This window comes from Gordonia sp. NPDC003424, from assembly GCF_053588655.1.
This window is the reverse complement of the sequence record NZ_JBSFQJ010000015.1, coordinates 56,280-69,396: the sequence shown is the minus strand read 5'-3', so window position 1 is coordinate 69,396 and position 13,117 is coordinate 56,280. Positions and strand designations below refer to the sequence as shown.

Below are 13,117 nucleotides of genomic sequence, written 5' to 3'. Positions count from 1 at the left end.
AGTGATCAGAGTGTCTCACGTTACTGCTGTTGTGCGAACCTCCGCGCAACCGCCGCCACCTCGTCCCGCACCCGGGGTTCGGACCGGAGGTCGATGGCACCCTGCGTGGATATGCCGTTGCGCCGCAGGATCTCGAAGATCTCCAGGATGGGCTCGGCCTGTCCGGTGAGGTCGTAGGTCTCGCCGGTCTGCGACGAGATCCGCATCGGGACCGACCCGACGATCGCGGCGGTCGCCTGCCAGTCGATGTCCACCTCATGCGAGCCGGGATCGGCGACGACCGCCACCCGCCGATGATGCAGGAGTGGTTGCCGCGACACCGGCACCGCTGTCCTGTGTTCGACGTCGAAGGGCGTCATCCCGGCACCGTGGACGTGCAGACCGATGACCATCATCGGGTGGTAATTGACCATGGTCCCGGTTTGGGTCAGTGACAGGATGTCGGCCAGCGCCATCCGCCCGGTGGACCGCAGTCCGGAGGGCTGCTGCCCCGGGAAAGCCGTGCCCGCCATCGAACTCATCGCCGAGTTCACCAACGGATTCACCGTCGACCGCATGCTCGACCGCACAAACCGCAGCACGACCACGGTGATGACAAGGGCGATCACCACGAAGACGACCGCGATCCCGGCCGTCACCCAGGGCATCCAGGAGAGATCGGGTACGTCGTCAGGCGTCATGGACCGAGACTAGATCAGACATTTCCGACATGAACATAGGTCGGCGAGATGACGTCGCCGACAACGAACGCCCGCACCCGTGCAAAGCGGTTGACACGTGCTGATCTGGGCAGATACTTATCTCACCCGGCAACCCGCGGGGCGGGTTCCCGATCACCGCATCGAAGGATGGGGGTGGCTTGGTGGACGACGACTCTACGCACCTGTGGGCTGCTGCCGGACTGGTCCTTCCCGTCGCCCTCGGCTGTCTGACGTTGGCCGCGCTGGCCTGGACGGCATTGGTGATGCGCCGGGCACGCCGCCTGCGCAACGACGATCCCCTCGACGAGCTGTCGCCCATCGAGCTCGGGCTGCTGCACTCCGATCGTCACGCGCTGCTGGCCGTCATGGTGAATCTCCGCAACGCGGAGCTGATCACGGCGCGCGGGCGGGCACGCAATCGCCCGACCGACGCTCCCGCGATCGCCGAACTCGATCCGCTGTCCCGCGCGCTTTTCTACCGGCTGAGGAACTCGGGGGTGGCACCCCGACTCCTGATCTACAACGACGGCGGTGCCATCGCGAAGCTGCGCCGGAACCTGACCGATCGCGGCCTTCTGCTGCCACCGTTACGCCGGCGCTTGATCTGGCCGATGGGCCTGGTCATCCTGCTGACCTTCGCATGCACCGACGCCGGAACGGTGATCGCCGAACCCATCGGTCTGCTGATCACGCTGCTCGTCGTGCAGGTCACCGTTCTCGCCGGAGTCTGCATCTTCCAGCCGCGGCGGACACTGCGGGGCGATCGTGCGGTCCGACAGGCCCGCACCGAGTACGGCCACCTCAACCCATCGCTGCACCCCTCGATGCGCACCTACGGCAACCAGGCGGCCGCCGTCGGTACCGCCCTCTTCGGGTTGGCGCTGCTCCATCAATTCGATCCCGGGCTGGCGAACGGCTTTGCGGCGACGGGTCATCTGGGCAGCGGCGGCTCGGGTGGCGGCGGCTATGGTTCCGCGACCGGTTCTTCCGGCGGCCACGGCTGCGGCCACGGCTGCGGGGGCGGCGGCTGCGGGGGTGGTCATTGATGTTCGCGTCGACGGCTGCGCACCACCCGATCCCTCCCGAACACACCTGGCCGGCCGGGATCGGCATCGGCTGGCGGCCGGAGATCGCCGGGGTCGTCGCCGACCTGCCCGGGCTCGGGTTCTGCGAGGTGATCGCCGAGTCGGTACCCGGTTATCCGGTCGAGCGTCTGCAGGCGTTGGGTGTCCCCGTCATCCCCCACGGGATCGGGCTGTCGCTGGGCGGTGCCGAACCCGTGGCGCCCGAACGCATCTCGTTGCTCGCCTACTGCGCCGAGCAACTCGGCGCGCCGTTGGTGAGCGAGCACATCGCCTTCGTCCGGGCCGGCGGCGTCGAGGCCGGGCACCTGCTGCCGATACCGAGGTCACGCGAGGCGCTCGACGTCGTCACCGCCAACATCCGTCGCACGCAGGACGGCCTGCCGGTGCCGCTGGCGGTGGAGAATATCGCCGCCCTGTTCGAGTGGCCCGACAACGATTACACCGAGGGCGAATTCCTTGCGGAACTGGTCGAGCGGACCGACGTGCGTCTGCTCGTCGACGTCGCCAATGTCTATGCCTGCGCACAGAACAGGGGCACCGACCCGGCACGGGACCTCGCGCGGCTGCCGACCGAGCGCATTGCGTACTGCCACGTCGCCGGCGGCCGCACCATCGGCGGCAGGTATCACGACACGCACACCGACCCCGTCCCGCCCGAGGTCCTCGATCTCGTCGCGCAGATCGCCGAAACCGGTGCGGCACAGGCCTTCATGCTCGAGCGCGACGGCAACTATCCCCCCGCCCGTGAGCTGCTCGTCGAGCTCGACGCGATCGCCGACGCGGCATGCATGGACCGGATCACCTCGGGCAGCCGGTGGTGGGTGACATGAGCGACGACCTCGCACGACGGCAGGCCGAGCTCGTCCGCGCGCTCGTCGACGGCGGCGAACCCCCACCAGGCTTCGACGAGGCCGCACTCGCGGCCGCCGCGAAGGTGTTGCGCCACAAGCGCGCCGACCAGCGCAACGGCGACACCCCGAAACCGGGGCGGCGGCGCTGGGGACGGAAATGACAAAGACGCCCAACCACTTTCGTGGTTGGGCGTCTTCGGCTGAACTCTCCTGAGTCAGAAGGTCAGTGAAATCACTTGACGATCTTGGTGACTCGACCCGCACCGACGGTGCGGCCACCCTCGCGGATGGCGAAGCGCAGGCCCTCGTCCATGGCGACCGGCTGGATGAGCTTGACGCTCATCTCGGTGTTGTCGCCCGGCATGACCATCTCGGTGCCCTCGGGGAGGGTCACGACGCCGGTCACGTCGGTGGTACGGAAGTAGAACTGCGGACGGTAGTTGTTGAAGAACGGGGTGTGACGCCCGCCCTCGTCCTTGCTCAGGATGTAGGCCTGGCCCTCGAACTCCGTGTGCGGAGTGGTGGTGCCCGGCTTCACGATGACCTGACCGCGCTCGACGTCCTCACGCTTGAGGCCGCGGAGCAGCAGACCGGCGTTGTCGCCCGCCTGCGCCGAATCGAGGAGCTTGTGGAACATCTCGATACCGGTGACGGTGGTCTTCTGCGACTTCTCGCGGATGCCGACGATCTCGACTTCCTCGTTCACGTTGACCTCGCCGCGCTCCACACGACCGGTGACCACGGTGCCGCGGCCGGTGATGGTGAAGACATCCTCGACGGGCATCAGGAACGGCTTGTCGGTCTCGCGGACCGGGTCCGGGATCGACTCGTCGACGGCAGCCATGAGCTCCTCGATCGACTTGGTCCACTCCGGGTCACCCTCGAGTGCCTTGAGCGCCGAGACCTTGACGACCGGGGCTTCCTCGTCGAACTCCTGGGCGGCCAGCAGTTCGCGGACCTCCATCTCGACGAGTTCGATGATCTCTTCGTCGTCGACCATGTCGGCCTTGTTCAGGGCGACCAGGATGTAGGGCACACCGACCTGGCGGGCCAGCAGCACGTGCTCGCGGGTCTGCGGCATCGGGCCGTCGGTGGCGGCGACCACGAGGATCGCGCCGTCCATCTGGGCCGCACCGGTGATCATGTTCTTGATGTAGTCGGCGTGACCGGGGGCGTCAACGTGTGCGTAGTGACGCTTCTCGGTCTCGTACTCCACGTGCGAGATGTTGATCGTGATACCACGAGCCTTCTCTTCAGGAGCCTTGTCGATCTGATCGAACGCGAAGCTCTTGTTGAGATCCGGGTACTTGTCGTGCAGCACCTTGGTGATGGCCGCGGTCAGCGTGGTCTTGCCGTGGTCGACGTGACCGATGGTGCCGATGTTCACGTGCGGCTTGGTCCGCTCGAACTTCGCCTTCGCCACTTGATTGTCCTCCTGGACTGTTGCTCTGCCGGGTGGATCCCGGCAGGGGTTTGTTGAAACTACTTACGTTGTTGCGCCCGCTTGGGTGGCCGGCGCGTCGCCAAAGCCCTTGGCGGAGTAGCGAACTACTCGCCGGTGGCCTTCGCGATGATCTCCTTCGACACGTTCGACGGAACTTCCGCGTACGAGTCGAACACCATGGAGTAGTTTGCCCGGCCCTGGGTCTTCGACCGAAGGTCTCCGATGTAGCCGAACATCTCCGACAGCGGAACCTGCGCCTTGACGACACGGGCACCACTGCGCTCCTCCATGGCCTGGATCTGGCCACGGCGGGAGTTCAGGTCGCCGATCACATCACCCATGTAATCCTCCGGAGTCGTGACCTCGACGGCCATGATCGGCTCCAGGATCACCGGGGACGCCATCTTCGCAGCCTCTTTGAGAGCCTGCGAACCGGCGATCTTGAAGGCCATTTCCGACGAGTCGACGTCGTGGTACTGACCGTCGAGCAGGGTGACCTTCAAGTTGACCAGCGGATAACCGGCGAGCACACCGTACTGCATCGCGTCCTGCGCACCGGCATCCACCGACGGGATGTACTCACGCGGGACACGACCACCGGTCACGGCGTTCTCGAACTCGTAGGTCGCACCGTCCTCGGCGTCCACCAGGGGCTCGAGTTTGATGATGACCTTCGCGAACTGGCCGGAGCCACCGGTCTGCTTCTTGTGGGTGTACTCGTGCTTCTCGACCGGGCGGCGGATGGTCTCGCGGTAGGCCACCTGGGGCTTGCCCACGTTGGCCTCGACCTTGAATTCCCGCTTCATCCGGTCGACCAGGATGTCGAGGTGCAGCTCGCCCATGCCGCCGATGACGGTCTGGCCGGTCTCCTCGTCGAGCTTCACCGAGAAGGTCGGATCCTCTTCGGCGAGCTTCTGGATCGCGGTGCCGAGCTTCTCCTGGTCGGACTTGGTCTTCGGCTCGATCGAGACGTTGATGACCGGGTCCGGGAAGCTCATCGACTCCAGCACGATGGGCGCGCTCGGATCGCACAGGGTGTCACCGGTGGTGGTGTCCTTCAGGCCGATCATCGCGTAGATGTGGCCGGCCCAGGCCTCGTCGACGGGGTTCTCCTTGTTGGCATGCATCTGGAAGAGCTTGCCGATGCGTTCCTTCTTGCCCTTGGTGGCGTTGAGCACCTGGGTGCCCGAACCGATGTGGCCCGAGTACACGCGCACGAAGGTCAGCTTGCCGAAGAACGGGTGCGCCGCGATCTTGAACGCGAGAGCCGAGAACGGCTCGTCGGCGCTCGGCTTACGGGAGAGGATCTCCTCCTCGTTGCCGACCGCGTGGCCCTCGACGCTCGGCACGTCCAGCGGGGACGGCAGGTAGTCGATGACCGCGTCCAGCATCGGCTGGACACCCTTGTTCTTGAACGCCGAGCCACAGATCACCGGGTAGTACTCGCGAGCGATCGTGAGCTTGCGGATGGCGCCCTTGATCTCGTCCTCGGTGAGCTCCTCGCCGCCGAAGTACTTCTCGAGCAGCGCCTCGTCGGTCTCGGCGACCGTCTCGAGCAGCTTCTCGCGGTACTCCGCAGCCTGGTCGGCCAGGTCGGCGGGGATCTCCTCGACGGTCGGCTCGGCGCCGATCTCGACGGTGCCGCGCCAGGTGATGGCCTTCTGGCCGATCAGGTCGACGACGCCGTCGAAGTTGTCCTCGGCACCGATCGGCAGCTGCAGCACCAGCGGCTTGGCGCCGAGGCGCTCCTCGATGGTGCGCACGGTGAAGAAGAAGTCCGCACCGAGCTTGTCCATCTTGTTGACGAAGCAGATACGCGGGACGTCGTACTTCTCGGCCTGCCGCCAGACCTGCTCGGACTGCGGCTCGACACCTTCCTTGCCGTCGAACACGGCGACCGCACCATCGAGCACGCGCAGGCTGCGCTCCACCTCGACGGTGAAGTCGACGTGGCCCGGAGTGTCGATGATGTTGATCTGGTTCTTGTTCCAGAAACAGGTGACCGCAGCGGAGGTGATGGTGATACCCCGCTCCTTCTCCTGCTCCATCCAGTCGGTGGTCGAAGCACCGTCGTGGGTTTCACCGATCTTGTAGTTGACACCGGTGTAGTAGAGGATTCGCTCGGTCGCGGTGGTCTTACCGGCATCGATGTGGGCCATGATGCCGATGTTGCGGACCTTGTTCAGGTCGCTGAGCACTTCCTGTGCCACGTGGGTTCCCTTCGGGAATAGCTATTGACTTAGGGTTGTCTGCCTCGTGCGATCCGAACGAGGGATCGCACGAGGCGACGGGTCACCAGCGGTAGTGCGCGAACGCCCGGTTGGCCTCGGCCATCTTGTGGGTGTCCTCGCGGCGCTTCACCGACGCACCGAGGCCGTTGGAGGCGTCGAGCAGCTCGTTGGCCAGGCGCTCGACCATGGTCTTCTCACGACGCTGACGGCTGAAGGTCACCAGCCAGCGCAGCGCGAGGGTGTTGGCGCGGCCCGGCTTGACCTCGACCGGCACCTGGTAGGTGGCGCCACCGACGCGGCGGCTCTTCACCTCGAGGGTCGGCTTGACGTTGTCGAGTGCGCGTTTGAGGGTGATGACCGGATCGGTGCCGGTCTTCTCACGAGCCTGTTCGAGCGCGCCGTAGACGATGCGCTCGGCGGTCGACTTCTTGCCGTCGAGCAGGATCTTGTTGACGAGCTGGGTCACGAGCGGCGATCCGTAGACCGGGTCGTTGATCAGCGGGCGCTTGGGAGCGGGTCCTTTACGTGGCATGACTTATCAGTTCCCCTTCTTGGCGCCGTAGCGGCTGCGGGCCTGCTTGCGGTCCTTGACACCCTGGGTGTCGAGCGAGCCGCGCACGATGCGGTAGCGAACACCCGGGAGGTCCTTCACACGACCACCGCGGACGAGCACCATCGAGTGCTCCTGAAGGTTGTGACCTTCACCGGGGATGTAGGCGGTGACCTCGACGGTGCTGGTCAGGCGCACACGGGCGACCTTACGCAGCGCGGAGTTCGGCTTCTTGGGGGTGGTGGTGTAGACGCGGGTGCACACGCCACGACGCTGCGGGCTCCCCTTGAGCGCCGCGGTCTTCTTCTTCGCGGGCTTGTCCTGGCGGCCCTTGCGGACCAGCTGATTGATGGTTGGCACTAGGTGCTACTTCCTTCTGTTGGCAGCGTCGTCGGCGCCTGTTCGACGCTGACGACTGTCTTCGGTTGTCGTTGCGGTTGGTGCTCCGGGCAATCACCCCAGGGTCTCGCGACGCCTGCCAGTGCTTCCGCAACTCGCCCCACCAGCGCATTTGCGCTGGTCAGTACATTTATTGCTACCCCGAGGTCGGGCGTGTCATACACTCGACTGCGGTATCGCCTGTCAGTCCGCGAGAACCCCGGTGAAATCTCGTCGAGGGCATGCAGACTGGCCCGACTTGTGCCGGGCACCGCCGAACCACTCTACCGACCGAGTTTGCACAGGTCAAAAAACGGATTCGCCAGGTCGACGAAGGATGAACGGGTGGTGAACCGGCCCCGGAACAGTTCTTCCCCCGGAAGTTCGTTCGTTCCCCTCCTGCAAGGGTGGGAACAACGGATGTCCGGGGGAAGAACCATTTATCGACTGCGGGGTTCGACTACGGCGTGTTCCACCAGGCGACGACCGACGGCCAAGCCTTCGGGTTGGAGGTCTGGTAGCCGAGGTAAGCGCCGATGGCGGCACCGATTCCGGCACCGATCCAGCCGTACACGATGAACCCGATCAGGCCACCGATCAGTGTCGACACCGGAGTGTTTCCGGTCCACCCCTTGTTGAGTTCGTTCCACATCATGTCGTAGCGCTGCGCCTTGGTGATGCGCTTCGGCGCAGGCTTCGCCTGCTGCTTCTTGGCCGCGTCGGTCGCCGCCCGGTCGAGCACCGCCCGGTACTCGGGGCTGACGATGGGCGTGAACGTGGCGGTCGAGCGATCCGCGCTGACCGAGAACCGCAACGGCACGCGGAATCCGTCCATCGTGCCAACCAACGGCATCGCGTCGACCACGGCGCCGTTCTTGTTGACAACCTGCAGTTCGGTGCCGGCAGCATTGGCCACGAACAGTCCGTCGCGCAGCTTTGCGACGACGCTCTGATGATCGCCGGAGAACCCGGCGGTCACGAACGGCGTGGCCGTCGCGCCCGGCGCCGCCTGCGCGTTCGCGAACGGAAGGACGAGGGCGAACGCGGTGAGCCCCGCGATCGCCAAGAGAACACGTCGAATATGTGTCATTGACCCCAACCTCGTAGAAACTGACGCCTCATGGCACATCGCCATGAGACGGAGGGAGACTATCGTCGCACTCCGACAAAGCCGTCATTCAGGTCGTCGAAAGGGTCGTCGTCCCGACCGGGGAAGGTCAGCACCCGGACCGTCCGGTGCCGACGGTCGACTGCTCTAAACGCCCCGTCACGCCGGCGATCAGGGAGAAGTCCTTGTCGACCGCGAGGATTGTGAGCCCCGGTTTCTCCGCGTGGCCGTCAGACCACGGACCACTATGTCAGCCACCGGCACCCCTCTCCGATATCGCGATATCGCGATAGAACGCGCCCACTCACTCCGCCGACTGCGGCAACTTCACCGTCTTGGCCCCACGCTTCGCGGGATTCGACGGCGGGGGCACCACGGGTCCGATGTCGCCGTCCGGCGCGTCGTCGAGGTCGACGATGACCGGTGCGTGGTCGCTCGGTTTGGTCCCCTTGCGCGCCTGGCGGTCCACCCACGCGGCCGCGCTGCGGCCCGCCACGTCGGCGCCGGCCAGGATCAGGTCGATGCGCATGCCGAGGTCCTTGTGGAACATTCCGGCACGGTAGTCCCAATAGCTGAACACACGCTGGTCCGGCCAGCGGTCGCGGACCACGTCGTGCAGGCCCAGCACCTCGAAGGCGCCCAATGCCGCACGCTCGGGTTCGGTGACATGGGTGTGCCCGACGTAGGCGGCCGGGTCGAAGACATCGGCATCGGTGGGCGCGATGTTCATGTCGCCGCACAGCATGGTGTTCGACGCGCTGTCCTGCCCGCTGCCGCCGGCCACCGTGTCCCGCAGTCGCGCAAGCCAATCCAGCTTGTAGCGGTAGTGGTCGGAGTCCGGTTCGCGGCCGTTGGGCACGTAGAGCGAATAGATCCGGACACCGCCGCACAGTGCGGAGACCGCCCGCGCCTCGGCCGGGGAATCGGGTTCGGGGTACCCCGGGACGTCGTCGAATCCGCGACGAACGTCGTCGAGTCCGACCTTCGACAGGATGGCGACGCCGTTCCATTGTCCTTGTCCGACATGGGCGATCGCGTAGCCGCGCTCGGTGAGTTCCGCACCGAGTTCGGCCTCGAAGGCATCGTCGGAGAGTTTGGTCTCCTGCAGGCACACCACGTCGGGCTGACGCTGGTCGAGCCATGGCAGCAGCCGGGGGATGCGTTGTTTGACCGAGTTGACGTTCCACGTCGCGACGCGCATGAGTTCAACGGTAGCGAGCGCCTCACCGTCGCCCTGCCGGGCCTGTCGGCGCTGCTGCCGGAACCGCTCCGACGAGTCGCGGACCCGACGTTCTCCGTGGTGAACGACTTGAGCTGTTCCACCGTGCTGTCCGACGGCATTGGCGGGCATCGGCCCTGCCGTCGACGCCTGAGAACGCGCCGAGGTCAGCCCGACCGACGCCCGTCGGCCCGCATCGCGGCCTGGAGATCGTCGCGGGCACGTGCCACCCGCGATCGGATGGTGCCGACCGGACAGCCGCAGACGGCTGCCGCGTCGGCGTAGCTGACGCCGAGGATCTGGGTCAGCACCAGCGCTTCGCGGCGGTCCGGATCCAGCGCGTCGATGAGCATCTGCACCTCGACGCGCCCGTCGTGGCGTTCGGTCCGGGGCGCGATGGTGGCAATGGTGTCCGCCGTCTCGTAGAGGTCCATCCGCGGGCGCGACATCTCGTGCCGCACCTGATCGACCACCACGCGCCGGGCGATGGAGATCAGCCAGACCCGGGCGGGTGCACGGCCCGAGAATCGCGGCAGCGCACGGATCGCCCGCAGGTAGGTCTCCTGCGTGAGGTCGTCGGCGTTGCGCCGGTCGCCCAGATAGCCGACCAGCCGCCAGACGTCGTCGCGGGTGTGCCGGATGAACTGCTCGAGGGCGCGGTCGTCACCACGGGCGGCGGCGATGGCCAGGTCGGTCACCTCGTCGTCCCCCCGGCGCGCCGTCATGCGGCAACCGTAACGGACGCCACGGGAACTTCTCGCACCGGTGGAACGACCTGTATCAAGGAGACATATGCCGGAGCAGCCGACCGGCAGCCAAGCACTGGGAGGCGTAGTGACCACCGTCACGCCGCAGGACAAGACGTCGGCCTTACCCGACGCCGACGCCGTCCGACGCGTCGAGCTCGAGGTGTCGGGCATGACGTGCGGGGCATGCGCCGCGCGGGTGGAACGCAAGCTGAACAAGGTCGACGGCGTGCACGCCTCGGTCAACTACGCGACGCGGATCGCGACGATCGACGCGCCACCGGAGATGATGGCCGACGACCTCTGCGTCGTCGTCGATCAGGCGGGCTACTCGGCGCAACAGCGGGGTTCGGGTCCGATCGATCCCGACGACGATCCCGACCGCCGCTACGCCGCCGGCATCTTCCGGCGGCTCGTCGTGGCGTTGGTGCTGTTCATCCCGCTCGCCGATCTGTCGATCATGACCGCGACCATTCCGCAGGTTCGTTTCCCGGGCTGGCAGTGGGTGCTGATCGGGTGGGCCACCCCGATCCTGACGTGGTGCGCGTGGCCGTTCTACCGGGTGGCGATCCGCAATCTGCGGGTCGGCGCGCTGTCGATGGAGACGCTGATCAGCCTCGGCGTGGCATCGGCCACGGTGTGGTCGCTCTACTCGATGTTCACTCAGGGGCAGGCGCCGGTCGACGAAGGCGTGTGGCAGGCGATCCTCGGCAGTGACTCGATCTACCTCGAGGTCGCCGCGGGCGTGACGGTGTTCGTGCTGGCCGGACGCTACTTCGAGGCACGTGCCCGGTCGGAGGCCGGCGGCGCGCTGCGGGCGCTGGCCGCGCTCGGCGCCAAGGACGTGACGGTCCTGCTCCCATCCGGCGCCGAGATGCGCATCCCGGTCGGCGAACTCAAGGAGGGACAGCAGTTCGTCGTCCGTCCCGGCGAGACCATCGCCGCCGACGGACTGGTCGTCAGCGGATCGGCCGCCATCGACATGAGCGCGATGACCGGCGAGTCCCGGCCGAACGACGTCGAGACCGGGGACAGCGTGGTCGGCGGGACCGTCAGTCTCGACGGGCGACTGATCGTCGAGGCAGCCCAGGTCGGCGACGACACCCAGTTCGCGGCGATGGTGCGGCTCGTCGAGGAGGCACAGACCGGCAACGCCAACGTCCAGCGCCTCGCCGACCGGATTGCCGGGGTGTTCGTGCCGGTGGTCATCGTCATCGCCGTGGCGACCGTCGCGGGCTGGTTGCTCGCGGGTGCCGACGTGGACAAGGCGATCGCCGCCGGTCTGGCGGTCCTGGTCATCGCCTGCCCGTGCGCGCTGGGTCTCGCCACGCCGACCGCGTTGATGGTCGCATCCGGCCGGGGCGCGCAACTCGGCATCTTCCTGAAGGGCTATCAGACCCTGGACGCCTCCCGCGATGTCGACACCGTGGTCTTCGACAAGACCGGCACCCTCACCAACGGGGCGCTGACGGTGACCGACGTCGTCGTCACCGCCGGACACCGGCGCGACGACGTGGTGACCGCCGCCGCCGCGGTCGAGCACGCGTCGGAACACGCGGTCGCCGCGGCCATCGCGGCCGCCGCCGAGATCGGTGACCGCGTCGTCGAGGACTTCGTCGCTGAACCCGGGCGCGGCGTGCGCGGCATCGTCGACGGAAGTCGGGTGCGGGTCGGGTCACCGCGGTGGGTCGCCAGGTCGCTGGCCGTGCCCGCCGATCTGGCGCGGGCCCGTCGCGACGCCGAGGAGCGCGGCCAGACGGTGGTCTACGTGGCCGTCGACGACGAGGTGTGCGGGGCGATCGCGGTGGCCGACACGGTCAAGGACAGCGCCGCATCGACCATCGCCGAGCTGAGGCGACTGGGGATGCGCACCCTGTTGGTCACCGGGGACAACACCGCCGCGGCGCGCATGGTCGCCGATCAGGTCGGCATCGACGAGGTCGTCGCCGAGGTGCTGCCCGACGAGAAGGTCGCGCGTATCGAGCGGCTGCGCGAAGAGGGCCGCGTCGTCGCCATGGTCGGTGACGGCATCAACGACGGACCGGCGCTGGCCACCGCCGACCTCGGGCTCGCCATCGGCCGCGGCACCGATGTGGCGATCGCCGCGGCCGACATCATCCTGGTGCGCAACGACCTGCACAGCGTGGTCGAGGCGCTCGGACTCGCGCGCGCCACACGCACGACGATCCGCACCAACATGATCTGGGCGTTCGGCTACAACGTCGCGGCCATCCCGATCGCCGCGGCGGGCCTGCTCAATCCCCTCATCGCCGGTGCGGCGATGGCGTTCTCGTCGTTCTTCGTCGTGTCGAACAGTCTGCGGCTGCGGAAGTTCGCCGAGGGGCGCCGCTGGACGGGGAACGAGTCGTGAGAACCCGGATGCGAGGAGCGGCCGTGGCGGCGGCGGCCGGGATCGCGCTCCTCGGGCTGGCGGCCTGCGGCACCGACGAAAACGCGGTCACCGACGTTCCTGCGTCGCAGGCGTCGACGCTGATCAACAACTCGATCGAGCCCGCTCAGGTGGACCAGATCGCCGACGCGGTGCGCAGCCAGGGGCTGACGCTGACCGGACAGCACGACGCCACTGCGCAACTCTGCAAGGACGCCGGCTGCACCGACGCGATCGCCTTCGATCAGCTGACCATCCTGAAGTTCCCGTCGACCGGGCGCGCCGCGCTGTACAACGGTTCGATCGACGGCGGCTATCAGGTCCTCGACCTGGTCGTCACCTTCCCGCCGAACACGTCGCCGGAAGTGACAGAGCGCTACCAGGAGGCGGTCCACCTGGCGGTGCGCTGACCGCC

Annotated in this window: 13 protein-coding genes; 5 read left to right on the top strand and 8 right to left on the bottom strand. The window is 67.0% G+C overall.

Going from position 1 to position 13,117, the window contains the following annotated elements; all coding sequences use genetic code 11:
* Nucleotides 1-20: 20 nt before the first annotated feature.
* Nucleotides 21-680, bottom strand: coding sequence for a hypothetical protein (locus ACWDTI_RS19910; protein WP_449739847.1), 660 nt, complete (start codon nucleotides 678-680; stop codon nucleotides 21-23).
* Between the two features lie 182 nt (nucleotides 681-862).
* On the opposite strand from ACWDTI_RS19910, the gene ACWDTI_RS19905 reads away from it, so the two are divergent.
* The 3 genes from ACWDTI_RS19905 to ACWDTI_RS19895 are packed head-to-tail and all read left to right on the top strand — an operon-like array spanning nucleotide 863 to nucleotide 2,798.
* Nucleotides 863-1,747, top strand: coding sequence for a TIGR04222 domain-containing membrane protein (locus tag ACWDTI_RS19905; RefSeq protein ID WP_449739846.1), 885 nt, complete (start codon nucleotides 863-865; stop codon nucleotides 1,745-1,747).
* Nucleotides 1,747-2,616, top strand: coding sequence for a DUF692 domain-containing protein (locus ACWDTI_RS19900; protein ID WP_449739845.1), 870 nt, complete (start codon nucleotides 1,747-1,749; stop codon nucleotides 2,614-2,616). The genes ACWDTI_RS19905 and ACWDTI_RS19900 overlap by 1 nt, the downstream gene beginning before the upstream one ends.
* Nucleotides 2,613-2,798: a hypothetical protein gene (locus ACWDTI_RS19895; RefSeq protein ID WP_449739844.1), complete on the top strand. Its 186-nt coding sequence runs from the start codon at nucleotides 2,613-2,615 to the stop codon at nucleotides 2,796-2,798. Before ACWDTI_RS19900 ends, ACWDTI_RS19895 begins: the two co-directional genes overlap by 4 nt.
* A gap of 71 nt (nucleotides 2,799-2,869) precedes the next feature.
* Here ACWDTI_RS19895 and tuf read toward each other — a convergent pair whose 3' ends face one another.
* The 7 genes from tuf to ACWDTI_RS19860 form a co-directional block, all read right to left on the bottom strand.
* Complete coding sequence (tuf, locus tag ACWDTI_RS19890; RefSeq protein WP_449739843.1) at nucleotides 2,870-4,060, bottom strand: elongation factor Tu; 1,191 nt, start codon at nucleotides 4,058-4,060, stop codon at nucleotides 2,870-2,872.
* Nucleotides 4,061-4,185: 125 nt separating this feature from the next.
* Entirely contained in the window at nucleotides 4,186-6,291 is a 2,106-nt protein-coding gene (fusA, locus tag ACWDTI_RS19885) for an elongation factor G (RefSeq protein ID WP_449739842.1), read from the bottom strand.
* Nucleotides 6,292-6,373: 82 nt separating this feature from the next.
* A complete protein-coding gene (gene rpsG / locus ACWDTI_RS19880; protein ID WP_449739841.1) occupies nucleotides 6,374-6,844 on the bottom strand; it encodes a 30S ribosomal protein S7 in 471 nt (156 codons plus the stop codon).
* 6 nt (nucleotides 6,845-6,850) lie between these two features.
* The gene (gene rpsL / locus ACWDTI_RS19875) at nucleotides 6,851-7,222 is read right to left on the bottom strand and encodes a 30S ribosomal protein S12 (RefSeq protein ID WP_449739840.1); all 372 of its coding nucleotides are present in this window, start codon (nucleotides 7,220-7,222) and stop codon (nucleotides 6,851-6,853) included.
* 478 nt (nucleotides 7,223-7,700) lie between these two features.
* Nucleotides 7,701-8,330 carry a hypothetical protein gene (locus ACWDTI_RS19870; RefSeq protein WP_449739839.1) on the bottom strand — a complete coding sequence of 210 codons (630 nt, stop codon included), beginning with the start codon at nucleotides 8,328-8,330 and terminating at the stop codon, nucleotides 7,701-7,703.
* Nucleotides 8,331-8,652: 322 nt separating this feature from the next.
* A complete protein-coding gene (locus ACWDTI_RS19865; protein WP_449739838.1) occupies nucleotides 8,653-9,549 on the bottom strand; it encodes an exodeoxyribonuclease III in 897 nt (298 codons plus the stop codon).
* Nucleotides 9,550-9,734: 185 nt separating this feature from the next.
* The gene (locus ACWDTI_RS19860) at nucleotides 9,735-10,292 is read right to left on the bottom strand and encodes a sigma-70 family RNA polymerase sigma factor (RefSeq protein ID WP_449739837.1); all 558 of its coding nucleotides are present in this window, start codon (nucleotides 10,290-10,292) and stop codon (nucleotides 9,735-9,737) included.
* A 67-nt stretch (nucleotides 10,293-10,359) separates the two neighbouring features.
* Here ACWDTI_RS19860 and ACWDTI_RS19855 point away from each other — a divergent pair, with 67 nt between their 5' ends.
* Together ACWDTI_RS19855 and ACWDTI_RS19850 are read left to right on the top strand one after the other, a co-directional pair.
* Nucleotides 10,360-12,684 carry a heavy metal translocating P-type ATPase gene (locus ACWDTI_RS19855; RefSeq protein ID WP_449739836.1) on the top strand — a complete coding sequence of 775 codons (2,325 nt, stop codon included), beginning with the start codon at nucleotides 10,360-10,362 and terminating at the stop codon, nucleotides 12,682-12,684.
* 23 nt (nucleotides 12,685-12,707) lie between these two features.
* Nucleotides 12,708-13,112, top strand: a complete 405-nt coding sequence (locus ACWDTI_RS19850) for a hypothetical protein (RefSeq protein ID WP_449739835.1) — start codon at nucleotides 12,708-12,710, stop codon at nucleotides 13,110-13,112.
* Nucleotides 13,113-13,117 lie beyond the last annotated feature (5 nt).

Coding starts and splice junctions, on each gene's coding strand:
- ACWDTI_RS19910 (WP_449739847.1), bottom strand. CDS start 680: ATGACGCCTGACGACGTACCCGATCTCTCCTGGATGCCCTGGGTGACG.
- ACWDTI_RS19900 (WP_449739845.1), top strand. CDS start 1,747: ATGTTCGCGTCGACGGCTGCGCACCACCCGATCCCTCCCGAACACACC.
- ACWDTI_RS19895 (WP_449739844.1), top strand. CDS start 2,613: ATGAGCGACGACCTCGCACGACGGCAGGCCGAGCTCGTCCGCGCGCTC.
- rpsG (WP_449739841.1), bottom strand. CDS start 6,844: ATGCCACGTAAAGGACCCGCTCCCAAGCGCCCGCTGATCAACGACCCG.
- ACWDTI_RS19870 (WP_449739839.1), bottom strand. CDS start 8,330: ATGACACATATTCGACGTGTTCTCTTGGCGATCGCGGGGCTCACCGCG.
- ACWDTI_RS19865 (WP_449739838.1), bottom strand. CDS start 9,549: ATGCGCGTCGCGACGTGGAACGTCAACTCGGTCAAACAACGCATCCCC.
- ACWDTI_RS19860 (WP_449739837.1), bottom strand. CDS start 10,292: ATGACGGCGCGCCGGGGGGACGACGAGGTGACCGACCTGGCCATCGCC.
- ACWDTI_RS19855 (WP_449739836.1), top strand. CDS start 10,360: ATGCCGGAGCAGCCGACCGGCAGCCAAGCACTGGGAGGCGTAGTGACC.